At 39.9% G+C, this 23,656-nt stretch carries 22 protein-coding genes; 10 read left to right on the top strand and 12 right to left on the bottom strand.

Annotation, left to right across the window (positions count from 1 at the left end):
• The first annotated feature begins 631 nt into the window (after window positions 1-631).
• The 5 genes from E0D95_RS05105 (at window position 632) to E0D95_RS05085 (ending at window position 5,646) form a co-directional block, all read left to right on the top strand.
• The gene (locus tag E0D95_RS05105; RefSeq protein ID WP_130802874.1) at window positions 632-1,618 is read left to right on the top strand and encodes an ABC transporter substrate-binding protein; all 987 of its coding nucleotides are present in this window, start codon (window positions 632-634) and stop codon (window positions 1,616-1,618) included.
• A gap of 46 nt (window positions 1,619-1,664) precedes the next feature.
• Window positions 1,665-2,486, top strand: coding sequence for an ABC transporter ATP-binding protein (locus tag E0D95_RS05100; protein WP_130802873.1), 822 nt, complete (start codon window positions 1,665-1,667; stop codon window positions 2,484-2,486).
• Window positions 2,479-3,273 carry an ABC transporter permease gene (locus tag E0D95_RS05095; RefSeq protein WP_130802872.1) on the top strand — a complete coding sequence of 265 codons (795 nt, stop codon included), beginning with the start codon at window positions 2,479-2,481 and terminating at the stop codon, window positions 3,271-3,273. Before E0D95_RS05100 ends, E0D95_RS05095 begins: the two co-directional genes overlap by 8 nt.
• The gene (locus tag E0D95_RS05090; protein WP_130802871.1) at window positions 3,273-4,706 is read left to right on the top strand and encodes an amidohydrolase family protein; all 1,434 of its coding nucleotides are present in this window, start codon (window positions 3,273-3,275) and stop codon (window positions 4,704-4,706) included. The genes E0D95_RS05095 and E0D95_RS05090 overlap by 1 nt, the downstream gene beginning before the upstream one ends.
• 151 nt (window positions 4,707-4,857) lie before the next feature.
• Window positions 4,858-5,646 carry an alpha/beta fold hydrolase gene (locus tag E0D95_RS05085; RefSeq protein WP_130802870.1) on the top strand — a complete coding sequence of 263 codons (789 nt, stop codon included), beginning with the start codon at window positions 4,858-4,860 and terminating at the stop codon, window positions 5,644-5,646.
• A 187-nt stretch (window positions 5,647-5,833) separates the two neighbouring features.
• On the opposite strand, the gene E0D95_RS05080 is transcribed toward E0D95_RS05085, so the two are convergent.
• The 8 genes from E0D95_RS05080 to E0D95_RS05045 form a co-directional block, all read right to left on the bottom strand.
• Window positions 5,834-6,130 (bottom strand): cyd operon YbgE family protein, encoded by a 297-nt coding sequence (locus tag E0D95_RS05080; RefSeq protein WP_130802869.1) that lies wholly within the window; start codon window positions 6,128-6,130, stop codon window positions 5,834-5,836.
• A 4-nt stretch (window positions 6,131-6,134) separates the two neighbouring features.
• On the bottom strand, window positions 6,135-6,236 hold the full coding sequence (cydX, locus tag E0D95_RS05075) for a cytochrome bd-I oxidase subunit CydX (protein WP_067555818.1): 102 nt from the start codon (window positions 6,234-6,236) through the stop codon (window positions 6,135-6,137).
• A 20-nt stretch (window positions 6,237-6,256) separates the two neighbouring features.
• Entirely contained in the window at window positions 6,257-7,402 is a 1,146-nt protein-coding gene (gene cydB / locus E0D95_RS05070) for a cytochrome d ubiquinol oxidase subunit II (RefSeq protein WP_130802868.1), read from the bottom strand.
• Window positions 7,399-8,985, bottom strand: a complete 1,587-nt coding sequence (locus E0D95_RS05065; protein WP_130802867.1) for a cytochrome ubiquinol oxidase subunit I — start codon at window positions 8,983-8,985, stop codon at window positions 7,399-7,401. Before E0D95_RS05065 ends, cydB begins: the two co-directional genes overlap by 4 nt.
• The gene (cydP, locus tag E0D95_RS05060; protein ID WP_130802866.1) at window positions 8,985-9,176 is read right to left on the bottom strand and encodes a cytochrome oxidase putative small subunit CydP; all 192 of its coding nucleotides are present in this window, start codon (window positions 9,174-9,176) and stop codon (window positions 8,985-8,987) included. The genes E0D95_RS05065 and cydP overlap by 1 nt, the downstream gene beginning before the upstream one ends.
• A 389-nt stretch (window positions 9,177-9,565) precedes the next feature.
• Window positions 9,566-10,177, bottom strand: coding sequence for an OB-fold-containig protein (locus E0D95_RS05055; protein WP_130802865.1), 612 nt, complete (start codon window positions 10,175-10,177; stop codon window positions 9,566-9,568).
• 16 nt (window positions 10,178-10,193) lie between these two features.
• Window positions 10,194-10,517 carry a Rieske (2Fe-2S) protein gene (locus tag E0D95_RS05050; protein ID WP_130802864.1) on the bottom strand — a complete coding sequence of 108 codons (324 nt, stop codon included), beginning with the start codon at window positions 10,515-10,517 and terminating at the stop codon, window positions 10,194-10,196.
• Between the two features lie 2 nt (window positions 10,518-10,519).
• Window positions 10,520-11,524: an adenosine kinase gene (locus E0D95_RS05045; protein WP_130802863.1), complete on the bottom strand. Its 1,005-nt coding sequence runs from the start codon at window positions 11,522-11,524 to the stop codon at window positions 10,520-10,522.
• A gap of 156 nt (window positions 11,525-11,680) precedes the next feature.
• Here E0D95_RS05045 and E0D95_RS05040 point away from each other — a divergent pair, with 156 nt between their 5' ends.
• The 3 genes from E0D95_RS05040 (at window position 11,681) to E0D95_RS05030 (ending at window position 16,480) form a co-directional block, all read left to right on the top strand.
• Entirely contained in the window at window positions 11,681-12,154 is a 474-nt protein-coding gene (locus E0D95_RS05040; RefSeq protein WP_130802862.1) for a GNAT family N-acetyltransferase, read from the top strand.
• A gap of 168 nt (window positions 12,155-12,322) precedes the next feature.
• Window positions 12,323-15,268 carry an insulinase family protein gene (locus E0D95_RS05035; protein ID WP_130802861.1) on the top strand — a complete coding sequence of 982 codons (2,946 nt, stop codon included), beginning with the start codon at window positions 12,323-12,325 and terminating at the stop codon, window positions 15,266-15,268.
• Window positions 15,269-15,289: 21 nt separating this feature from the next.
• Window positions 15,290-16,480 (top strand): phospholipase A, encoded by a 1,191-nt coding sequence (locus tag E0D95_RS05030; RefSeq protein WP_130802860.1) that lies wholly within the window; start codon window positions 15,290-15,292, stop codon window positions 16,478-16,480.
• Between the two features lie 86 nt (window positions 16,481-16,566).
• On the opposite strand, the gene E0D95_RS05025 is transcribed toward E0D95_RS05030, so the two are convergent.
• The 3 genes from E0D95_RS05025 to ilvA form a co-directional block, all read right to left on the bottom strand.
• Complete coding sequence (locus E0D95_RS05025; protein ID WP_130802859.1) at window positions 16,567-17,904, bottom strand: TrkH family potassium uptake protein; 1,338 nt, start codon at window positions 17,902-17,904, stop codon at window positions 16,567-16,569.
• The gene (locus tag E0D95_RS05020; RefSeq protein ID WP_130802858.1) at window positions 17,885-18,556 is read right to left on the bottom strand and encodes a potassium channel family protein; all 672 of its coding nucleotides are present in this window, start codon (window positions 18,554-18,556) and stop codon (window positions 17,885-17,887) included. Before E0D95_RS05020 ends, E0D95_RS05025 begins: the two co-directional genes overlap by 20 nt.
• A gap of 241 nt (window positions 18,557-18,797) precedes the next feature.
• Window positions 18,798-20,336, bottom strand: a complete 1,539-nt coding sequence (ilvA, locus tag E0D95_RS05015) for a threonine ammonia-lyase, biosynthetic (protein WP_130802857.1) — start codon at window positions 20,334-20,336, stop codon at window positions 18,798-18,800.
• A 108-nt stretch (window positions 20,337-20,444) separates the two neighbouring features.
• Here ilvA and rpiA point away from each other — a divergent pair, with 108 nt between their 5' ends.
• Together rpiA and E0D95_RS05005 are read left to right on the top strand one after the other, a co-directional pair.
• Window positions 20,445-21,116, top strand: a complete 672-nt coding sequence (rpiA, locus tag E0D95_RS05010) for a ribose-5-phosphate isomerase RpiA (RefSeq protein WP_130802856.1) — start codon at window positions 20,445-20,447, stop codon at window positions 21,114-21,116.
• Complete coding sequence (locus E0D95_RS05005; RefSeq protein ID WP_130802855.1) at window positions 21,116-21,793, top strand: YgjP family zinc-dependent metalloprotease; 678 nt, start codon at window positions 21,116-21,118, stop codon at window positions 21,791-21,793. The genes rpiA and E0D95_RS05005 overlap by 1 nt, the downstream gene beginning before the upstream one ends.
• Here E0D95_RS05005 and E0D95_RS05000 read toward each other — a convergent pair whose 3' ends face one another.
• Window positions 21,794-23,245: a hypothetical protein gene (locus E0D95_RS05000; protein ID WP_228258826.1), complete on the bottom strand. Its 1,452-nt coding sequence runs from the start codon at window positions 23,243-23,245 to the stop codon at window positions 21,794-21,796. It abuts the gene before it with no gap.
• Window positions 23,246-23,656: the final 411 nt, after the last annotated feature.

Here is a 23,656-nt window from a genome sequence, read left to right as displayed (position 1 = left end):
ACATGAATAAGTTTTAATAAATTTGGTATCAGAATATGGTAAAGATATATATATAAATAGTGAATTGAGGTTCTCAAAATAAAAATAGCTAAATGTCATATTTCAAGACTCAAATCATCTCAAGAATCGCAAACTGCACAAAAAAGATGCAAGATAAGTTCTTTTGGCATCGATGAAAAGTTTTTGACCATTATAGATATTTATAAATGCATCATGACATTGATCCATTTTCAATCGCACACCTGATAAAACATCTTGTATTAAGTCCTGATCAAACTCCTAAAAGATTCTATTTTAATAAATAATTTTTATTTCATTGATAAATAAAAACAAAATTAAATATTGCTATTAAGGTTTTATCTTTTTTTAGAAAATCATTATATAAATTTTCTTATATTGCATCGATTCATTCCGATTGGCATAACGCTTGCTAATATCTTGATGAGTATAAGCGGTTAGTGCGATCAGTCGCATGGGACATTGCTCTACAGCATCAGCTGTTCCTCTTAGGGGGACAATACCTTTATAAAATTTAAAAGGTATTGAGAGTTTGTCGACATTTAGAAATTACTCAAACTCCCTCCTTGGAATGAATAGCAAAAAGATTTCACCTATTCATCAGGGATTTATTATGAAAATTTATAACCGTTTAGGCACATCGCGTCTGGCTGTCGTTGCCGCTTCTTTACTTTTCACAACTCTTGCTCAGGCAAATGACAAACTTGTTCTACAAACCACATGGTATGCACAGGCTGAACAAGGTGGTTACTATCAAGCTTTAGCAGAAGGCATTTATAAAAAACATGGTCTGGATGTCACCATTAAAGTGGGTGGTCCTCAAGTCAACAATATGACTTTACTTCTGGCAAAACGAGCCGATGTCATTATCAATTATGACTTACAGGTACTCAAAGGAATCGAAAGTGGTTTCCCAATTAAAGCCATTGCTGCACCATTTCAGTTTGATCCTCAAGGGGTAATCACACATAGCGATGTTAAATCGTTGGCAGATTTAAAAGGCAAAACTGTGCTGGTATCGACCAGTGGACAAGCCAGCTGGTGGCCTTGGTTACGTGGTAAATACAATCTAGATAATGCTCAGGCGCGTCCTTATACCTTTAACATGCAGCCATTTTTAGCGGGTAAAAATGTGGTGCAGCAAGCTTATGCAACATCTGAAGTCTTTCAGGCAAGAAAAGCAGAGCCATCGAGTAAATTCTTTTTATTCGCCAACGATGGTTATCCAGCCTACGGCGGTATTTTAGTGACCCGAAATGATGTTCTACAAACCAAGCCAGATGTGATGCGCCGTTTTGTACAAGCATCTATGGAAAGCTGGAAAAGTTATTTAAACAATCCTGCTGCGGGTAATGCCATTATTAAAAAAGAAAATCCAAACATGGATGATCAATTACTTGCTTTTGCGCTGTCTCAAATGAAACAACTGAGCTTAATTGATGGTGGAGATGCCAAAAAAATGGGTATCGGTGTCATGACAGATGCACGCTGGAAGAAAACTCGTGACTTTATGGTACAAGCCAAATTGCTGGATCCTAAAGTAGATTGGAAAACGGCTTATACCACACAATTTGTGAAGCCAAGTGCCAAGAAAAATTGAGCCAATCTATTAGGTAGTCAATAAAATGCCAGAGGGGGAACCTAATATGAATTCAGCAATATCAATTGCGGCACAGCCTGAAACCAGCACGAGTTTTGCCAGCCCAATGTTAATGGTTCGTGGGGTAGAAAAAATCTATCCCAATGGAACACATGCACTACAGCGTTTTGATTTAGATATCCAGCGCGGTGAAATTGTATCACTGCTTGGACCATCTGGCTGTGGCAAGAGCACCTTGCTTAAAATGTTTGCAGATCTGGAAAAACCTTCAGCAGGACAAGTGCGCTGGAATGGTAAAACCGATATGCAGTCACAATGCAAAATGGCCATGGTCTTTCAGGAAGCGACTCTGATGCCTTGGGCTAATATTCAGGACAATGTGCGTTTACCGTTAGACTTGCGCCATGTTTCGAAAAATATAAGCACAGCCAAAGTCGCCGCAGCACTGACTTCTGTAGGGTTAGGAAAATTTGGTCAATCCTATCCCAAAGAACTGTCTGGCGGTATGCAAATGCGTGCTTCGTTGGCAAGAGCTTTGGTGACTGAGCCTGACTTGTTGTTAATGGATGAACCCTTTGGCGCACTAGATGAATTTACCAGACATCGTTTGGATAGCGATATCCGTACCTTGTGGTCTGAACGTGATTTGACCATTGTTTTTGTGACACACAGTATCTATGAAGCGGTGTTTTTATCTTCTCGTGTCATTGTCATGGGTGCACGTCCAGGGCGTGTGGTTGCAGATATTCAGATTGAAGGGCCACAGCATCGTGATGAACATTTCAGAACGTCTGATGTATTTATGAAGCAATGTGCTCATTTATCAGATGTCTTAGAACAAGCAAGTGGAGGAGAACATCATGGTTAAGCCTTTAATGAATCATCCAAAGTTTCGTCGTATTGCAGCTCCTTTAGCTTTGGGTATCTTACTACTTGTGGTGTGGCAAATTGTGCTGCAACAATTAAATGTACCTGTATATCTCATTCCAAAGCCGACGGATATAGGTCATGCACTGGTTGAAAAATCTGATTTATTGTTTGGTAGTTTATGGGTCACCTTAAAGGTAACCCTGTTGGCATTTATTTGTGCGGTGGTGATTGGAACTTTAATTGCATTTTTATTTGTGCAAAGCCGTGTGATTGAAGCCTGTTTTATGCCTTATGCAATTTTATTTCAGGTTACACCCATTGTTGCCATTGCACCCCTAGTGATTATCTGGATTCAAAATACCACCTTGGCCTTAGTGGTGTGTGCCATGCTGGTCGCGATTTTCCCGATCCTGACCAACACCACACTGGGTTTACGTAGTGTGAATGCAGGCTTACTGAACTTGTTTCACATCAATAAAGCCAGTCGTTTGCAGGTGCTCATGCGTTTGCGTGTGCCGAATGCATTACCTTACTTTTTTGGTGGATTACGAATTTCCAGTGGCTTGGCATTGATTGGAGCCGTAGTGTCTGAGTTTGTTGCAGGTACAGGCGGAACCAGTGCAGGATTGGCGTATCAGATTTTACAAGCGGGTTTCCAGCTCGATTTACCTTTAATGTTTGCTGCATTGTTTCTGATTACCTGCACAGGTTTGGTTTTGTTTATTGTGATGTCGATGCTGAGTCAGGTGTTTTTGAATAAATGGCATGAGAGTGAGCAAGCCTGATGAATTATCTTATTAAAAATGCGCATACCATTTTAACGGGTTTGACAGGTGATGCAGCACGTTCAAATGCCAGTGCAATTCGTATTCAAGATGGTGTAATCACTGACATGGGCAATTTAACTGCCCTAAGTGATGAAAATGTGATTGATGCCAAAGATTGTGTGGTCTATCCAGCTTGGGTCAATACGCATCATCATTTATTTCAGTCTTTGCTCAAAGGTGAACCGCAAGGCTTGAATCAAAGCCTGACGCCTTGGCTGGCATCGACGCCATATCGTTTTCGTGGGGCGTTTGATGAAGAAACTTTCAGGCTTGCTGCCAGAATTGGTTTAATCGAATTATTGCGTTCAGGTTGTGCGACGGTTGCAGATCATCATTATCTTTATTGGCCAAATATGCCGTTTGATGGCGCTGAAATTTTATTTGATGAAGCGGATCAATTGGGCTTACGTTTTGTACTTTGCCGTGGCGGGGCAACTTTGACGCGAGGGCTTGAAGCTGAGTTGCCACAAGCATTACGTCCAGAAAAGTTTGATGAATTTACGGCGGATATTGAGCGTTTGGTCAGTAAATACCATGACCACAGTGGTCAGGCATTTAGACGGATTGTTATGGCACCTACAACTGCACTACATTCCACCACACCCGCACAACTGCGCGAGACGGCCCAACTTGCGCGTCATTTAGGTATTCGCTTACATAGTCATTTGTCAGAAACGGTCGATTATCTGGATGCTGCACGTGCCAAATTCGGCATGACCCCTGTACAGTTTTGTGCAGAACATGACTGGATTGGAGAAGATGTCTGGTTTGCACATCTGGTCAAATTACTCCCTGAAGAAATTCAACTGCTGGGACAGACTAAAACAGGGATCGCACATTGCCCACAAAGCAATGCACGACTCGGTAGTGGCATTGCAGATTTAGTGTCGTTAGAACAGGCAGGCATGAACATCTCGATTGGGGTAGATGGAGCTGCATCTAATGAAGCCGCAGATATGCTTTCAGAAACTCATGCGACATGGATGCTACAACGCGCCCGAAAAGGCATGTTTGCTCAACCTAAATATGAAGGTGGTTTATTTGAAGGGGGTGCAGATGCCGCAACCATTGAAGATGTTATTCGCTGGGGAACGAAGGGCGGCGCGCAAGTACTTGGTTTATCCGATGTTGGCACACTTCAAGTTGGTCAACAAGCAGATTTAGTGGTTTATCAGCTGGATGACCCACGATATTGGGGCTTACATGATATCGCGATTGGACCGGTTGCCAGTGCTGGACAAGCCAATATCAAACATATGTTAATCGGTGGCAAAACGGTGATTCAACATAATCAAATACCTGATCTTGATATGCTTGAACTTGCTGCGCAGGCACGTGTAGCGGTACAAAAACTTCAGCAACGTGCACAACAAATAGCATGGGCTTGTTAAATTAAAAAATTTAAGCCTAGTACTTGTGTTAAAAATATACAGCTCTCTTCGGAGGGCTTTATATTTGCTATTGAAATGTAGTTGTTGCTTGAATCCTGACATAAAGCCAAGCTAGTCTAAACGTTAGAGCAAAAATGACTTGGAAAACTTTATGATACTCAATACCCACATTGTTGAAGCCGATCACGCCAGCATGAATAAACCTGTGGTTTTGTTACATGGTTTATTTGGAAGTTTATCCAATCTTGGCGTGATTGCTCGCGCGCTCAGTACCAACCATAAAATTATTCAGATGGACTTACGTAATCATGGTTTATCACCGCATAGTGATGAAATGAATTATGAAATTATGGCGCAGGATGTGGTGGATACACTTGATGAACTTGGAATTGATCAATTTTCACTGATTGGACACTCTATGGGTGGCAAAGTCTCTATGAAAATAGCTGGGCTTTATCCAAATCGAGTGGATAAACTGATTATTTTGGATGTGAGTCCTGTGGCTTATCAGGGACATCGTCATCGAGATATTTTAGATGCGATCAATGCAGTTCGCGCTGAACCTCATGAACTCAGTCGTAAGCAGGCGACTGAAATTATGAAAAAATATATCCCACAAGATGGTGTGATCATGTTTTTATTGAAATCATTTAATCAGGGGCATTGGTTGTTCAATGTAGATGCACTCGAGAAACAATATCCCAATTTAACCGGATGGAACGATATTCAAGCTTGGAATAAACCATGTTTATTTATTCAAGGAGCAAAATCTGAATATATTCAACCTGAATATGAACAGGTCATTCGTGATCAATTCCCCAATGCTGAAATTAAAACCATTGAAGGTGTAGGGCATTGGTTGCATGCTGAAAAACCAGAAGAAGTTGTGGGTTTGATTCAAACTTTTTTATCTGAACAAGGTGAGTCGCGTAACTATTAGGTCTCTTTCATCAGCGCTTTTTATTTTTTGACCAAGAGAGAAATAAAAAGCGCTAAAACCGCTATAAAAAAGCCCATAGATTGATCTGTCATCGTTTAGATCGCTCAAAAGAAAAAATCGAGTTAATGACTTAACTCGATTTTCGTATAGGAGGATTGGTAAACTTAGCGTTCTTTGGTTTTAAAAACTACTGAATGAGCCAGAGATAATAGCCAACACACATCAATGGCCACGCTACAAACGGACTAAATAGCCATTTCCACAACCAGAATTGGGGAATAAAGCCGACACCATGAATAAAACCGCCTGAAATGCCAAGCATTACCAGCATTAATACACTGTGATTATAATGACCATGTTCGTCCAGCATCAGTGCAGGATGAACCAACAAAACGGCTGCAAGCGGCAATGCCAACAAGAATGAAATAGCCATCGCAATCGTTTGCATTTTACTTTTCTTTGGTGTCGACATTGCTTGTGCCATGATGTTATTCCTCATCTAAATTTTGATGATGCTCTATATAAAGTGCACTGAGAACACCGGCAAAACAAGCCATCAATACACCAAGAATCCATGCGAAATACCACATCTATAATTCTCCTTGTCAGCTTAGTACAAACTATGTGAATTAGCTTGAATGTCTTTATTGGTAATAACGCCCCACATTTTATAGTAGCACCAGAACGTATAACTCAATACAATCGGCACAAAAATACAGGCAGCTACAGTCATTACACCCAGTGTTTTATGGCTTGAAACCGCATCCCACATGGTCAAGCTTGAAACAGGGCTGATGCTTGATGGCATCAAGAATGGGAATAAAGCAAAACCGGCGGTTAAGATCGTACCCACAATTGCCAAGGCAGAACCAGTAAAACTCAAACCTGCTTTGTTTCTACCTGCAGAAATTGCCACGATAATTCCACCTAAAATACCAACAATAGGCGCAAGCATGGTAATTGGATACAGGCTATAGTTGTTTAACCAGCCATGATTACCTGTAGTCAGCACTTCTTTGGCTAAAGGGTTTGCAACGCCGTTAGTATTAAATGGTTGCGCAAGGGTATAGCCTTCGATATTGCCAAAATATAGCCATGCTCCGGCAGCAATGAAACATAACAGATAGACTGCAGCCATAATTTGAGTGGCTTTTGCTGCACGACGGTGCAATGCGCCATCGGTACGTAGCATTAACCAAGCACCACCATGCGCACACAGCATAGCCACACTGACCAGACCACAGATCACAGAGAATGGGTTGAGTAGTGCAAAGAAACTACCATCATAATGAGAGCGAACGGTTTCATCCAAACTAAATGGCACGCCCACTAGCATATTACCAAACGCAACACCGAACACTAATGCTGGAACGAAGCTACCGATGCACAGACCCCAATCCCAAGAGTTACGCCATTTGGTATTTTCAAGCTTAGAACGATAGTCAAAACCTACCGGTCTTAGGAATAAACCAAATAAGACCAATAATAATGCCCAATACATGCCAGAGAAGGCAACGGCATATACCATCGGCCATGCGGCAAATATGGCACCACCCGCAGTAATTAACCAAACTTGGTTACCATCCCAGTGTGGGGCGATGGTATTGATGGCAACACGACGTTCATCATCTGTTTTACCAACAAATGGCATCAGAATCATTGCGCCCATATCAAAACCGTCAGTCAGTGCAAGTCCAATCAGAAGTACGCCAACCAAGACCCACCAAATAATTTTTAGGAGTTCATATTCGATCATGATTGATTCTCCCCACTCACCAAATGAGAGTTTTCTTGTTTTTCAAAATGGTATTTACCAGTATGAAGTGAACTTGGACCCAAGCGCGAAAACTTGATCATCAGATACATTTCAATCACGAGTAATACAGTATAGAACGCTGCAAGTGCAATAATTGAACCCCAGACATCGCCAGTACTTAAACTTGAAGCAGAAAGATGTGTTGGTAATACCTCACCAATGGTCCATGGTTGACGACCGCCTTCTGCAACATACCAGCCAGTTTGAGCTGCAATCCATGGTAATGGTAATGCAAACAAGGCAAACTTAAGTAACCAAGGTTTATCTTCAGCATTGCGTTTAGCAACAGCCCATGTCGCAAGGATGAAAAGAAGCAACATTAAGAAACCACATGCAACCATAATTCGGAAAGTAAAGAACAGTGCAGTAACGTTAGGAATACTGTCTTTAACCGCAGCTTGAATATGCGTTTCAGAGGCATCTGTGACGTTTTCTGTATATTTCTTCAATAACAAACCATAGCCAAGATCTTTCTGATTTTCTTGGAAAGAGGCTAAAAGCTCAGGAGAACGATCACCTGCACGAAGCTTTTCAAGCTCACTATAAGCCACCATACCATTACGGATGCGTAACTCATGTTCTTTCATCAAATCGATAATACCCGTCACTTCTTTGTCCGTTGAGCGAGTGGCGATTAAACCTAATGCATAAGGAATCCTAATGGCATAGTCAGTACGCATTTCTTGCTGGTTAGGAATACCAAATAGGGTAAAGCTTGCTGGTGCTGGTTGAGTTTCCCATTCAGATTCAATGGCAGCCAATTTTGCTTTTTGCACATCGCCGAGTTCATAACCAGATTCATCACCCAATAAAATCACAGAAAGAACCGAGGCCATGCCAAATACTGCGGCTATTGCAAATGAACGACGCGCAAATGGTAAGTCACGTTTTTTCAATAGGTAGTAACTTGAAATCGCCAGTACAAAGATCGCACCTGTCACATAACCTGCTGAAACCGTATGGACAAATTTGACTTGGGCAACGGGGTTAAAAATCAATGCTGCGAAATCGGTCAATTCCATACGCATGGTTTCATAGTTAAATGCAGCACCTACCGGGTTTTGCATCCAGCCATTCGCCACCAAAATCCAGAGGGCAGACATGTTTGAACCAATCGCCACCAGCCAAGTTACACATAAGTGTTGAACCTTGGAGAGTCGATTCCAGCCAAAAAAGAATAAACCAATGAAGGTTGACTCAAGAAAGAACGCCATTAAGCCTTCAATCGCGAGTGGAGCACCAAAAATATCACCGACATAATGTGAGTAATATGCCCAGTTTGTACCAAACTGGAACTCCATGGTTAACCCTGTCGTCACACCGAGAGCAAAGTTAATACCAAATAGTTTTCCCCAAAATTTGGTCATATCTCTATAGATTTCTTTACCAGAAATAACATACGTTGTTTCCATAATGGCAAGAAGAAAAGCTAGGCCTAATGTCAGAGGAACAAAAATAAAGTGATACATCGCGGTCATAGCAAACTGGAACCGCGAAAGATCGACCACGCTTTCAGATATCATCAACGTGTCTCCTTGATTTGGGAATTTGTGCCAGCTATACGCTCGGCAACTTGATTGTCAAAGTTTTTAGGGATGGTAGGTGCGTCAAACCAGATATGTTTAATAGTAAGTAGAATAACAATCTTAATTATTAATATGATTGCAATTTCTCTAACTAAACGCTGGTTAAAATCTTTTTTCATTAAGCTCATATATACAAGCCTATTTAATTCAATAATGTATATTATTAATGACAACAATGAAAAAATAAACAACTAAAACAGTTAAAATAAAAATATATTGTTAATTACATATTTATCAATAACTTGTGTTTTTAATTTCTAATGAATTAAAATAAAATAAAGTTGACTAAAATGCTTGCATTTATATCAATAAAATCCCGACCAAAACAATTGTATATGGAATTTAAATCCGACTAAAACGCTTATAATTAATTTTTGGACGAATTAAAATAACCAACTAATTTGGTCGGATTATAAAAATAGATATATTTCCAGTGAAGCAATATATTTCTAATATATTTTCTAGGTTTTGAATTATCCTATTGTGTTTTTTGTTATTGATTAAAATGTATACACGATTATTCTGTTGGTGTAAATAAGTGATTTGATAATGCAATTTTTTTAGCAATGTAATGCGTTTGTTTAAAGCGAATTAAAATAACCTGTGAACGAAATTCAAGTTCACCAAATTCTGGTTCAACTTGCACATAATGCACTTGACCATATTCATCACGAATACGTGCTTGCGCAGAGAAGCCAGGTCTGGCATTGCCACTGGAAATCGTTGCCAGTCGCCCCAGCAAACTGGTGTTATGGTGTTCAAGCTGTGGTTTGATGACCTGATCCAGACAGTGGATCATGAACACAGTAAAAAAAATAGCAATAATGAGCGCAGGTAGAATCAGATAGAAAGGGGATACGAAACTATGTTGTTTAGCAAAAAAAGCAAGCTGTAAAAAATAGCCCGCAAAACTGAAATTAATCAGTAAAAAAACCAGAATCAGGATCTTGGAAAATTTGACATTGAATAAGGGAGAGTGAACCAGCCAATCTGGTGCGATGTGACGAATGAGTGTACTCGGTCGAACACCCGCATAGATGCCGACGGTTTCTGCCATGCTCAGAACAATTAACGCGATCACACTTAAATGAAAAGGCATTAAGTCATAGTTAAGAAAAAAATCTGACATGGCAAAACCTGAGAAATTATTCTGTTAAGTAAATCCCACCATCTGAATGTACCTGAATTTTAACTTTGGTTAAAAACTCACCCAGACAAGGACCAGAAATACATTCACCATTTTCAACATTAAACAATGCACCATGCGTTGAACACTGAATAAACTCTTGATCCTGATCTAAAAACTGGTTTTCAAGAAATTCGAGTTCAACTTGCAAATGTGGACAAATATTTTGATAGGCGTAAAATCCACCATCACGTTGAGTAATGAATATGATTTCTCCCTGAGCAGTTTCAAAAGAACGTGCTTCACGCTCGGGAATATCATCGGTATTGCAAATTTTTTCCATTGTTATGCACATTCTGTCTGGAAATTTTTTAACAGTTTAGCATAGTTTTCTATATCTAAACGTGGACCATACTGAGCAACGACTTCACTTGAAACCAGAATAGCCAGTTGAGTCGCATCTTCTAATGACATGTGCTGATTAATCGCATATAAAAATGCACCTGCAAAAGCATCACCCGCACCATTGGCATCCACAGCATGTACGCGACGCCCACCTAAATGAAAATGATGTTTTCCTGAACTAACTGATGCGCCTTTGGCACTTTGTGTAATGACAATGGTATGATTTTTTAATTTCAATTGCGCAAAAGCTTCATCAATAGTGTGCGTTTGAGTGTACATTAAAGCTTCTTGTTCATTACAGAACAATAAGTCAACGCCATCATCAATGAGTTCATCCAAACCTTCACGTGCATATTGAACCATCGCTGGATCTGAAAGCGATAAAGCAATTTTTACTCCGTGTTCACGTGCAATTTGACGTGCTTGTTTGACTGCTGCGCGAGCAGAAGGGCTGGTCGATAAATAACCTTCAATATACAGCCATTTTGCTTTTTTTAAGGGTTCATAATCGACTTGTTCAGCAGAAAGCTCGGTGGTAATACCCAAGTAGGTATGCATGGTGCGTTCTGTGTCAGGGCTGATCAGTACCATACAGGTTCCGGTTACACCCTCAGTTTTTGATTTTTCTGAGGTATAAATATCTGCATCATTTAAACCATCCAGATAAACTTGACCTAACTCGTCCTGACCGACACGACAAGCATAAAAAGCAGGACTTCCAAGGGTACTAAATGCCACCGTGGTATTTGCCGCCGAACCGCCACTGGCTTGACCTTTATAATCCTGCGAAGCTAATAGATTTTGGTAAAGTGTTGCTTGAGTTGGACCATCGGTCAGCTGCATGGTGCCTTTTTGCAAGCCTTGCTGGCTTAAAAAATCATCGGAAACTTTAAATTCCTGATCAATGAGTGCATTGCCAATTGCAAAAAGGTCAACAGTTGCCATGATGATGGTCTCATCTAAAAAATCAAAGTCGATATTTTACACTATTGTTCAGTTTCGCTGTAGGTAAATGAGTAAATTTCATCATTTAAGTAGATGAATTAACGTCATTTGTAATTTGTTAAATCAAATTTTTATTTTGCATTTAAAGGTGAAAATATGCTGACCATTAATAAAATTTTAAATTTACCTCATGATTTCAATATATTGGTCGAATGTTCAGTGCATGAAAGGTTTCGTTTTCTAAAACGTTTAAAAGAGGAGTTTGAAACTGAGAAAAATCAGTATTTAAAGGTTGGAGAAGCTTTATTTGAAGCACGTTGGAATCAAGAACTGATCGCGATATGTGGTTTGAATTGCGATCCGTTTGTTAAAGGAGATATAAGCGTGCAAAAGAATCAGATTGGTCGTTTAAGACGTTTTTATGTACATCCAGACTATCGTAAACAAGGGATTGGTCGGACATTGCTTGAAACTGTAGAAACTCATGCGATGGATTATTTTAAAGTATTGCACCTGTATACAGACACTGAAGATGCTGCTCAATTTTATTTAAAAATGGGCTATGCTTTTTTTGTGGACGAACAAAGCAATTACCGAAAGAATCTTTTGAATTTTAAACAATTTGCTTAGATATTTGTTAATGAATAGAAATATGGAGTTTGAATTTCAATAATCTTTTTAGCATGCGCACAAAAAATAGCAAATCTCAGGGCTGGTGTCAGATTAAAACTACCAATTTTATGGATGACTAAGGCTATAATGGGACTCAGTTAAAATTTGAAATTTGTAGGAGATCACATGACTGTAGATGTCACTGAAACCATTAATCAAACTGTACATCCTGCGTTTCAGTTGGTACGTCAACACCATGTTGATGCTTTGGATATTTTAGTTTCTGAATATCGACATAAAGTCACAGGAGCAATTCATTATCATTTGGCGACTTCGCATGATGAAAATGTTTTTCTTGTTGCTTTTCGTACGCAGCCGATGGATTCAAAAGGCACGGCTCACATTCTTGAACACACTGCGCTGTGTGGTTCAGAAAAGTTTCCAGTACGTGACCCATTTTTCTTGATGATTCGACGTTCACTTAATACCTTTATGAACGCATTTACCTCAGCAGACTGGACAGCGTATCCATTTGCCACTCAGAATAAAAAAGACTTTCAAAACTTACTTTCCGTGTATCTGGATGCGGCGTTTGCCGCTAATTTAAATCCGCTAGATTTTGCACAGGAAGGTATTCGCATTGAGCTTGAAAATGGCGAACCTGTATATAAAGGTGTGGTATTTAATGAAATGAAAGGTGCGATGAGTGCACCATCAGATCAGCTTTATCATCAACTGGCCTATCATTTATTTCCAGAAACAACCTATCACTATAATTCTGGTGGTGACCCAAAAGACATCCCAGACCTAAGTTATGAACAATTGGTCGATTTTTATAAGACGCATTATCACCCAAGTAATGCGGTATTTATGACCTTTGGCAATCAAAATGCGTATGAGCTACAAGAGCAATTTGAAAAATTAGCTTTAGCTAAATTTGAAAAGGGAACCACACTTTACTCTAAACCTGAAAAACGCTTAGCCGCTCCGATGAGTGTCACTGAGACTTATGCGGTTGATAGTGAAGATTTAACCGACAAAACCTATCATGTGCTGGCTTGGCTATTACCCGAAGCAAGTGATATTAAATTGCGCCTAGGCATGCGTTTGGTTGAAGGTATTTTACTTGAAAACTCAGCTTCACCATTACGTCATTACTTGGAAACCTGTGGTTATGCACAGTCTACAGGGCCATTAATGGGTGTAGATGATTCCAATTTTGAAATGACGTTCTATTGTGGTGTGCAAGGGTCTAATCCAGAACATGCCGAAGCGTTTAAAAATGGTGTGCTGAATATTTTACAGGATGTGGCTTCACAACCGATTGATCAAGCGATGGTCGATGCTATTTTGCACCAGATTGAACTGCATCAGCGTGAAATTAATGGCGATGGTATGCCCTATGGTCTTAGTCTGATTTTAAATGGTTTGAGTAGTGCAATTCATCATAATGACCCAGTCCATGTCTGGGATGTTGATACTGCGATTGAACAAGTCAAAGAAGAACTCAAAGATCCAATGTGGTTGTCGAACCTGATTCAGACTTATCTCTTGGACAATCCACATCGTGTGCAAATGACTTTGATTCCTGATGCTGAAAAATCTGCAAAAGATCAGGCGGAAGAAAAAGCACGTTTGGCTAAGATTGGGGCGAAACTTACGGACGCTGATCGGGCTGAAATTGAAGCGCATACCGCAGCGTTAAAACAGCGTCAGGATACGCCAGATGATTTAAGCTTATTGCCAAAAGTAGGTTTGGAAGATGTGCCTGCGGAATTACATATTGTACAGGGGCAACTGAGAGAGATTATTTCCAACCGTCATGATTATCCACTCAATTTATATCATGCTGGAACCAATGGAATTTATTATCAACAGGTGTTAATTGAAATTCCTGATGAAGTGGTTCAATCGCCTTATTTCAATTTATTGTCTATTTTAATGGGTGAGGTGGGTGCAGCCGACTACAATTACCTGACTTTACAACAGTTACAGACTGCGGTGAGTGGTGGTTTGGGCATGGGAGCGTCACTACGCAGTAAAGTCGATGACAAAGGTAAAATAAGTGCATGGTTAACCCTGACCACTAAATCATTGAACGAAAAACGTGATGCGATTGAGTTGTTAAAACTTGCCTTTGAAAAATTGCGTTTTGATGAAAAAGACCGAATTATTGAGCTTTTACAACAACGAACCACGCGCTGGAAGTCGCGTTTATCGGGCTCTGGACATAGTTATGCCATGCAAATTGCCTCGCGAAATATGAGTGCTTTGGCACAGCGTGATTACCAGAATACAGGCTTAGGTGCCTTAAACTGGTTGAGTGATCTAGTAGATCAAATTGAGCAGGATGAGTCTGCTTATGAGTCATTCATTCATCAATTAAAAGCGATTCATTTAAAACTTTTACAAGCACCAAAACAGTTTTTGTTGGTTTGTGAAGAACAATTGTCAGATCAACTCATTGAAGACATTCAACAGGTTTGGGACAAGGTTAACATTGATCATCAAGATCCTGAGATTCAAAATATTTCACATCAAGACCAAGACGATGATCAGGATGAAGCATGGTTAATTCAGACCAACGTTCAATTCTGTGCCTCTGCTTTTGCTGCTGTTGAAGTTTCACATCCTGATGCAGCACCGTTGATGGTACTGGCTGCTTATTTACGAAATGGTTATTTGCACAGTGCAATTCGTGAGAAAGGCGGGGCGTATGGCGGCGGAGCAAGCTACGATGGCAATGCATGTTCTTTCCGTTTTTATAGCTATCGTGACCCGCGTCTGGCAGAAACATTTAAAGATTTTGAAGCCAGTGTGGAATGGTTATTGCAAACTGAACAACAAGCACATCAGTTAGAGGAAGCCATTCTAGGTCTTGTTTCAAGCATGGATAAACCAGGCTCTCCAGCTGGAGAGGCGATTACAGCCTGCTATGCACTGTTACATGCACGTACACCTGCATTTAGAAAGACTTTACGTACTCGCTTGTTAAATGTAACGCTGGATGATTTAAAACGTGTGGCAAAACAATATCTAATTGATCAAAAATCAGTTAAAGCAGTTGTCGCGCCTTTTGGTAAACGTCAAGAGCTTGAGCAACTTGGTTTTAAAATTAAACAAGTCAACTAAAAAAAGAAACTGGAGAAATTTATGTCGTTCAAATCTTTTGAACGATCGCCATTACAACTGAGTGTGCTTGGCATGCTCAGTTGGATGAGTGTATCTGCTGCAAATGCTGAAAGTGCGAAGCTGACTCAGACCACCACGGTGATCAGTACTCCCACTGAAATGCCTGCCAGTCCTGCAAGCGCACAAGCTTGTGTTGCACTTGACTCAAATGCAGAACGTTTGGCCTGTTATGATGCGCTTTTTAAAGTGCCTGTAGATACTGTTAAGGCGATTGCAGCACAAGCTGCGGCACCTGTCCAACCTATGCAAGAAAAAGTGCAGCCAACTTCTTTAAAAGAAAAAGTTGAAGAGAAAGTGGGTGCCTTGTTTGCGCTGGAAGCTGAACCATTTGATCCAAATGTATCTTTATTGGATAAGCGTTGGGAGCTCTCTGAAAAGGGTAAATTGGGAACATGGAATATTCGTGGCTATAAACCTGTATATTTATTGCCGGTCTTTTGGACGACTGAGAAAAATGAATTTCCATCTAGCCCGAATCCCAATAATACGGTCAATCAAGATCAAAACTTAAAGTCGCTTGAATCAAAATTTCAGCTTTCGCTTAAAACCAAGGCGTGGGAAAACATCATTGGCAATAATGGTGATCTCTGGTTGGGATATACCCAGTCGTCACGTTGGCAAGTATATAATGGAGATGAGTCGCGACCATTTCGTGAAACCAACTATGAGCCTGAGGCAAGTCTGATTTTCCGAACCAATTATAAAGTTTTTGGTCTGGATGGGCGTTTACTTGGAGTGACCTTAAATCACCAATCTAATGGTCGTTCAGATCCTTTATCGCGTAGTTGGAACCGTGTGATATTTAATGCAGGATTTGAAAAAGACAATTTTGCCATAATGCTACGACCTTGGATTCGTATTAAGGAAGAGCGCAAAAATGACAATAACCCTGATATTGAAGATTATGTGGGTCGTGGTGACTTAACTGCATTTTATAAATGGAATGATCACGACTTCTCTCTCATGCTACGTCACTCTTTAAAAGGGGGCGATGACTCGCATGGTGCAGCACAGTTTGATTGGACATTCCCGATTCACGGCAAACTGCGTGGCCATTTTCAAGTCTTTGATGGTTATGGTGAAAGTCTGATTGACTACAACCACAGAGCCACTTATTTTGGCCTCGGAATTTCCTTGATGGATTGGTACTAATCCAGATCAATAAAAAATGTATCCAAGTTCAAAGAAAAGCCCAATAAGTTGATTGGGCATTTTTTTAAAGTTTAATGTCTTATTGATTAGCCGATCTGGATATCAGCACTTGGGTGTTTGAGTCGGCTTTTCTTGGGTGTGGCAATCAAATAAGCCAGCGTAAGCGGTCCTAAACGACCAGCAAACATGAGTAAACTTAAAACAAACAAACTGCCATTATGCAATTCACCTGTGACACCACGAGATAAACCTACTGTACATGCAGCAGAAACCACTTCAAAAAATAAATTCAGAAAATCTTTATGTGGCTCTAATATTAATAGCGTGATCAAACCGACAAAAATTAAACTTAAAGTAATGACTACGACAGCTAAGGCTTTAAAGGTATTGGCATACGAAATGGAGTGATTAAAAGCCCGAATTTCACCATTTCTACGTAAAAATGAAATCACACTCAATACCAAAATAAAGAAAGTTCCTACCTTAATACCACCAGCGGTACTTAAAGAACCCCCGCCGATAAACATGAGAAACATGGTAATCAGTGTGGAACTATTCATTAAAGACGCAGTATCGAGGGTGTTAAAACCAGAAGAGCGGGGAACAGTCGCCTGAAACCATGCATTAAGTGCCTGCTCACCCAGATTCATTTGGCTTAAGGTTAAAGGATTATTGGCTTCAAGCAGCCAGATCAGTAAAAAACTACTGATATTTAAAATGGCAATGGTCGAAAGCACAACTTTGCTATTTGTGCTCAGCCTTTTCCAGCGTTTATTTTGTTTAATATCCATCAACACCAGAAAGCCAATGCCGCCTAAAATATACAAAAAACTGATCGTTAAACAGGCAAAATAATGACTTTGAAAACTCATTAGGCTATCTGGAAATAGCGAAAAGCCTGCATTGTTAAAAGACGAAATGCTGTAAAAAAAAGCATAATATAATGCATGGGCAAAGCCAAATTGTGATGTCCAGATTGTTGTTAAAACCGTAATACCAATGATTTCAAAAAAAAGCGTATAGAAAAATACAGATTGCGCGATAAACGTGACTTTGGAAAGGCTGGTTTGCCCTAAAGAATCCTGAGCCATCATTTGTTGTTTTAAACCAAGCTGTGGGGCAAGACTCAGCGCAGCTAAAATCGCAAAGGTCATAAAACCCAGTCCACCACACTGAATAAGAAACAGTAAAATAATTTGCCCTGTAGTCGTAAGAGATTGACCAATATTGACCACAGATAAACCTGTAATGGTAACGGCTGAGGTTGCAGTAAAAAGCGCATCCATCCAGCTAAAATGTCCATTATTGGATATTGGTAACTTCAGTAAAACTGTTCCAATCGCAATAAAACTCAAAAAGCCCAACGCTAGCAGTGAAGGCGGACTCAAATTAAAAGTCTTGTTTTTAAGAGTCTTTTTGATCATGGCTTAAAAATCTTTTTGCGAGTTTTTTGAGAGGAACTATATGACCTTCCAGAATTAGGATATCTTTGGATTGAACAACGCAAGCGGGATCAGGGTCATAAATAATATCTTTACCACGTTGCAATAAAATGGTTTTAACGTGATGGGTGGCATCAATCAGCCCCAATAAATGTACGCCATTTAAATGCTTGGGAATTTCAACTTTAACAATAAAATGGTTGCCCTCAAGCATCATATAACGGCTCACCATTGGATAGTTAAGTGCTTGAGCAACCCGAACCCCCATGTCTTCTTCGGGATGAATGATTTTATCGACATGCAAATGCGATAAAATCATATGATGCGATTTATTTTTAGCTTTGACCCAGATTTTGGGGACACCCATATTTTTAAGATGTAAAACACATAGAATACTGGCTTCAATATCATCACCTATGGCCACTACGACGGCTGCACAGTTTTTAATATTGAGCTCTTCCAGCACATGTTCATCACTGGCATCGGCAATGACAGCATGGGTTAACTGATCACTTAAATCTTCAACATTACGTTTGACGGTGTCAATTCCAATGACCTCGTGATGCAGTTGCATCAGTTGTACTGCCACCGTTGCACCAAAACTTCCTAAACCAATGACAGCAAATTGAGCCATAATGAACCTGAATTTATGATGTATTTTTAAAAATGAATGTGTTGTGTGTCGCTTATGGTTTGAGTTTATTATTTTTTAAATATTTTTACAGCAAAGAAGTGTTAAGGTCAGGTGGAGATTTAATCTTTTAAAATGGCTGATCCATATTTAATTAGTTTGGCATTACATTTCAAAAATACTGCAAACAGCCAAAACAATAATCGTTGTATTGGCTGTTTGCTTGCACTTTATTTATTGCATTTTATTTAAGGAAACGTTTATAACCAATATTGTTGGTGATTTCCTCATATGGATAAGTGATATTTTCTAGCGTTTCAATCAATACATCAGGATTTTCCTGCGTATCGGTTGCTTGCAGACCTACCAATACACGTCCTTCAGCAGCACCATGATTACGATAATGAAATAGGCTAATGTTGTGAGAAGGACCTAAACGCTCAAGGAAGGTTAATAATGCCCCGGGACGTTCAGGAAATTCAACACGAAATAAGCGTTCATTTTCAATATTGGCATGGCCCCCAATCAGATAACGAATATGTAGTTTGGCGACTTCATCATCTGAAAGATCATCCACTTCATAGAGTTCTTTGAGCGTGTTAAATATTTCATGGCGTTCTGTTTCGCCTGATTTAAGACTAATGCCGACGAACACCTGTGCGTCATCACTGGCACTTGCACGATAGTTAAATTCGGTAATATTGCGACCATGTAAGGCACGACAGAAATTTAAAAATGCGCCTTTTTGTTCAGGAATGGTGACAGCAAAAATCGCTTCTTTACGTTCACCAAGTTCAGTGCGCTCAGCAATATAACGTAAACGGTCAAAATTCATATTTGCACCACAGACAATGGACACGATGTTTTTGTCCTGAATCTGATGCAGTGCTACATATTTTTTGATCCCTGCCAATGCCATCGCACCTGATGGCTCGACAATGCTACGACACTCATCAAAAGTATCTTTTATGGCAGCACAAATTTCATCGGTATTTACTAAAATCACATCAGGTTCCACAATCGGCCCTGAGTTATCCGACTTTTGGAGTTGAATGACTTCAAACGGTTTTTCACCAATTTGCGCGACTGCTGTCCCGTCAGCAAATAAACCGACATGCGGTAAAATGACGCGTTCATTATGCTCAAATGCTGCTTTTAAACAGGCTGACTCGTCATATTCAACAGGAATAACTTTAACATGGGGTGCTACATCGCCCAGATAAGCCGCAACACCTGCAATTAAACCGCCACCACCTACGGCTACAAAAACATATTCGACATCACGCCATTGACGTAAAATTTCATTGGCAATGGTGCCTTGACCCGCCATGACCAGCTCATCGTCATAAGGTGGAATAAAGGTCATACCTTCATCTTTTGCACGTTGAATGGCGTATTTATTGGCCACATCAAAAGAATCACCATGTAAAACAACTTCACCACCCAGACGTTTTACCGCTTGTATCTTAATGTCTGGTGTGGTTTTGGGCATCACGATAATGGCACGTATTCCTAACTTCTGACCAGATAAGGCAACCCCTTGCGCATGATTACCTGCTGATGCAGTAATGACACCACGTTCTAATTGAGTTTTTGGAAGTTGGCTAATGCGATTATAAGCACCGCGCAGTTTGAAAGAAAAAACGGGCTGTAAATCTTCACGTTTAAAGCGAATATTATTATGAAGTTTTTCACTAATTCGTGGTGCTGCTTCGAGTGGGGTTTCGATTGCAACGTCATACACCGTTGCTTGTAAAATTTGTCGAACCAAACGAGACAGCATGTTAATCTTCCATCTAACAGTTTAAAATAAACGATTATTGTAACAAACCCCTAGGCATTTGCGCCGATTAATTCGCCCAAATGTCAAAAATAATAGTTGAGTGATGTCATGAGTCTTTATGCAAGTCAAGATGAAAAAAAACAAGCTGCTGCCCAAGCAGCTTTAAAACATTTGCCAAGAGGTGGCATTTTAGGGGTGGGGACAGGAAGTACAGTCAATTTCTTAATCGATTTATTACCTGAATTGCAACTTGAAGCTGCGGTGGCAAGTTCTCAGGCAACTGCTGAGCGTTTACAAAAACTGGGCATTGAAGTAGTCGATATGAATCATGTGGGTGGGCTCGATGCTTATGTGGATGGTGCGGATGAAATTGATCGTCATATGCACATGATTAAGGGCGGCGGTGCAGCACTGACGCGCGAAAAAATTGTCGCATCTATTGCTAAAAAATTTGTGTGTATTGTGGATGACTCTAAATGGGTGGAACAACTGGGTCGTGAATTTCCTTTGCCTGTCGAGGTTATACCCATGGCGCGATCTGCCGTTGCACGCAAAATTGTCAGTTTAGGGGGAGATCCGGTTTATCGTGAAGGTGTGGTCACAGACAATGGCAATGTCATTTTAGATGTGTATAACTTGAATATCTTAAATGCCATTGAACTTGAAAAGACCTTGAATGATATTCCGGGAGTCGTTACCAATGGTATTTTTGCGTTAAATCCTGCTTCGATTGCAATTGTTGCGACCAACACTGGCATTGAAGAGCGCACTGCAATTTAATGAGCGTTGAGCTACCCGAAATTAAAATTGTTAGGCACGTAAGAGCAAAACATTTGCGCTTACGTGTCGAGCCAAATTTGATTCGTCTAACTGTTCCAGTATTTTGTAGCAAACGACAAATTCAGCAATTTTTAGATCAATCACAGACTTGGTTGATCGAAACATGGCAAAAACAAAATCAGCAGCAACATGCAAATTTTTCTGCTTCAGACAATATTCGATTTTTTAATCAAACTGCACCTTATCCTGTCATTTTTCGTCAACAGCAAAAAAACTTTGTCATAGACCATGCACTAGGATGTATTTTTATTCGGGAAGACAAGGACACGCTGGTACTCAAAGATCTGATTTACGAGTATGCAAAACAGCATCTTCCTGTATTTTTGAATGAAATTAGTCAGCAAATTGGTTTACCATTTCTTGATTGTACTGTGCGCCGTCCTAAAACACGCTGGGGAAGTTGTAGTGCGCAGCATAATATTATGCTTCATGCTGGCTTAGTGCTTATGCCGCCAGAAATCGTGAAATATGTCTGTATCCATGAACTTGCGCATACGCGTTATTTCAATCATAGCGCGATGTTTTGGGCAGAAGTTGAAAAATATGATCCAGATTATGTGACCCATCGCAGACAATTAAAAAGCTTTCAACTACCTGCGTGGTGGTATACGCACTAGTTAAAATTGACAAGTGAGTTGTTCGGTTTCAAGTTGGACTGGTGAGCTACGTTTATCCAAACCAGCACTGGCAGAGAGGATTTTATTGGCTTTAATTTTTAGCTGAATAAAAGGGTATTGCTGAGTGCTATTACTTGGTTCTGCTGAGCCGCTATTTAAAATATATTCCTGCGTAGTCGCATCGACACGTAATAAATTATCGGTATTGCCACCATTTAAACTTGATTTATAAACCTGATTGTCCTTACTCAATTCAATATCACCCGTGGCACGTACTTTTAAAATACATCCATTGGCTTCAAAGCGACCCACTAAATATTCAATACTTGGAAATTGAATATCTTTATTGTCGTTATTGATTCCATTAATGCCGCGTTTACACGGGTAAATTGTATCATCGCAACTGCCAGCACTATTAAAACCCACGGCACGACGATAATCACCAGCACCGCTTGTGCGTATATTTGCTGAGTTATATGCTGAATTTGGTGTACCACTGTAAGCACGATCACTCAATGCTTTATAGGCTGAACCATTTAAACTAGGTTGTAGCTGGCGTTGTGCAAGGTCAAGCACAGCGGTTCTTAATTCAGCGGCGAATTTTTCACGTGCGTTCTTTTGATTTGCGCCAATGTCTGGTGCAGTATTGAAACGTGCATCTGTATTTTCAACTGTATTTACCAGCGCAGAAAAAGTGGTTGTGTTGCCCGACACAGTTTTTCCATCCAGATAGCCGTCAGCCAAATCCAGAGCGATATTTTGGGTCAATGCTGCATAGTAGTCGGTTGCCTGATCATGTGTATTGTACCAGTGCATAAAATAGCCAAAGCTTAAATAACTATCTAAATAAAGACTTTGCGATGACGCAGTTGAAGCAAGATAGGCAAGGGCGGTTGCATTATTAACGGTCGGTATTTTCTCATTTTTAAACGCATTTAAAAGTGCCGCGTTTACGTCTTCCATTGCCATAATAAAATGTGAATCATCAATTTGAGCATGATCTAAATTTTCATTAGGTAATTGACCGGCACGAACAAGAGCGCGTTGATAAACTGCTTCGGAAACAGGACTGACCAAGAACACACGAGATTCAGTTGATGTTGGCCAGACTAAAGCGTGGTATGTTCCTGTAAATGTAACATATTGATCATTAATAAAATCATAAATTTGAGAATTTGGATGAGTGCTGATTTCCAGACGGTAAATCCGATTGGCTTTCTCTATTGGAAATTTGAGTGCTGATGAAACACCATTAAATGAAGCAATTTCAGTCACGACTTGGTTCGAGGTATTGTCGTAAAGTTTGACGGTTACATTGCGCATTTCTAATGGAACTTTAATCAAGACTTCATTGGGCTGTAATTTTGTAGACTCTGAATCGTTATTATTGGATTCTGGTGTCGGTGGTGTATTTGAACTACCGCCACAACTTACGAGAAATGCGCTGAGCATGACTATGCCAAATGTTTGAAAAATAGTCGAATAAAAATTTTTTCTGCTTTTTAAAAAAGGCATTCCTTCACCCCTGAAGTGATTAACTCATCCAGTTCAATGCGGATATCTATCGTGAATCAGCACTATTGAAACTGAGCGACTTTCCTTAAAGTCCTTAAGTCCTTAAGTCGTTATTTAAATCCATGTTATCCAACACAACAAAAATACTTTTAATAGGCATGATGAGTTGTTAAAAGTTGAATGTCTTTTTATGTTGGCTTTATTTCATTTTATGCCATCTCAATATAACCACTAAAGCACTTTTTGACCAGTGGCATACGCATGAACAAATATTTCATTTGATTATATTTAAGCAGATGCGGTTGATTGTAGAATCCTGAGTAAACTGCCATACTATCGCCATTCGAT

The organism is Acinetobacter ihumii (assembly GCF_900625095.1).
GTDB lineage: Bacteria > Pseudomonadota > Gammaproteobacteria > Pseudomonadales > Moraxellaceae > Acinetobacter > Acinetobacter ihumii.
Note: the sequence above shows the minus strand (reverse complement) of the source record. Positions and strands in the feature narration are given on the sequence as shown.

What these genes read in the sequence shown, in the direction of transcription:
- E0D95_RS05105 (WP_130802874.1), top strand. Translation starts at nt 632, where the DNA reads ATGAAAATTTATAACCGTTTAGGCACATCGCGTCTGGCTGTCGTTGCC.
- E0D95_RS05100 (WP_130802873.1), top strand. Translation starts at nt 1,665, where the DNA reads ATGAATTCAGCAATATCAATTGCGGCACAGCCTGAAACCAGCACGAGT.
- E0D95_RS05095 (WP_130802872.1), top strand. Translation starts at nt 2,479, where the DNA reads ATGGTTAAGCCTTTAATGAATCATCCAAAGTTTCGTCGTATTGCAGCT.
- E0D95_RS05090 (WP_130802871.1), top strand. Translation starts at nt 3,273, where the DNA reads ATGAATTATCTTATTAAAAATGCGCATACCATTTTAACGGGTTTGACA.
- E0D95_RS05085 (WP_130802870.1), top strand. Translation starts at nt 4,858, where the DNA reads ATGATACTCAATACCCACATTGTTGAAGCCGATCACGCCAGCATGAAT.
- E0D95_RS05080 (WP_130802869.1), bottom strand. Translation starts at nt 6,130, where the DNA reads ATGGCACAAGCAATGTCGACACCAAAGAAAAGTAAAATGCAAACGATT.
- cydX (WP_067555818.1), bottom strand. Translation starts at nt 6,236, where the DNA reads ATGTGGTATTTCGCATGGATTCTTGGTGTATTGATGGCTTGTTTTGCC.
- cydB (WP_130802868.1), bottom strand. Translation starts at nt 7,402, where the DNA reads ATGATCGAATATGAACTCCTAAAAATTATTTGGTGGGTCTTGGTTGGC.
- E0D95_RS05065 (WP_130802867.1), bottom strand. Translation starts at nt 8,985, where the DNA reads ATGATATCTGAAAGCGTGGTCGATCTTTCGCGGTTCCAGTTTGCTATG.
- cydP (WP_130802866.1), bottom strand. Translation starts at nt 9,176, where the DNA reads ATGAGCTTAATGAAAAAAGATTTTAACCAGCGTTTAGTTAGAGAAATT.
- E0D95_RS05055 (WP_130802865.1), bottom strand. Translation starts at nt 10,177, where the DNA reads ATGTCAGATTTTTTTCTTAACTATGACTTAATGCCTTTTCATTTAAGT.
- E0D95_RS05050 (WP_130802864.1), bottom strand. Translation starts at nt 10,517, where the DNA reads ATGGAAAAAATTTGCAATACCGATGATATTCCCGAGCGTGAAGCACGT.
- E0D95_RS05045 (WP_130802863.1), bottom strand. Translation starts at nt 11,524, where the DNA reads ATGGCAACTGTTGACCTTTTTGCAATTGGCAATGCACTCATTGATCAG.
- E0D95_RS05040 (WP_130802862.1), top strand. Translation starts at nt 11,681, where the DNA reads ATGCTGACCATTAATAAAATTTTAAATTTACCTCATGATTTCAATATA.
- E0D95_RS05035 (WP_130802861.1), top strand. Translation starts at nt 12,323, where the DNA reads ATGACTGTAGATGTCACTGAAACCATTAATCAAACTGTACATCCTGCG.
- E0D95_RS05030 (WP_130802860.1), top strand. Translation starts at nt 15,290, where the DNA reads ATGTCGTTCAAATCTTTTGAACGATCGCCATTACAACTGAGTGTGCTT.
- E0D95_RS05025 (WP_130802859.1), bottom strand. Translation starts at nt 17,904, where the DNA reads ATGATCAAAAAGACTCTTAAAAACAAGACTTTTAATTTGAGTCCGCCT.
- E0D95_RS05020 (WP_130802858.1), bottom strand. Translation starts at nt 18,556, where the DNA reads ATGGCTCAATTTGCTGTCATTGGTTTAGGAAGTTTTGGTGCAACGGTG.
- ilvA (WP_130802857.1), bottom strand. Translation starts at nt 20,336, where the DNA reads ATGCTGTCTCGTTTGGTTCGACAAATTTTACAAGCAACGGTGTATGAC.
- rpiA (WP_130802856.1), top strand. Translation starts at nt 20,445, where the DNA reads ATGAGTCTTTATGCAAGTCAAGATGAAAAAAAACAAGCTGCTGCCCAA.
- E0D95_RS05005 (WP_130802855.1), top strand. Translation starts at nt 21,116, where the DNA reads ATGAGCGTTGAGCTACCCGAAATTAAAATTGTTAGGCACGTAAGAGCA.
- E0D95_RS05000 (WP_228258826.1), bottom strand. Translation starts at nt 23,245, where the DNA reads ATGCTCAGCGCATTTCTCGTAAGTTGTGGCGGTAGTTCAAATACACCA.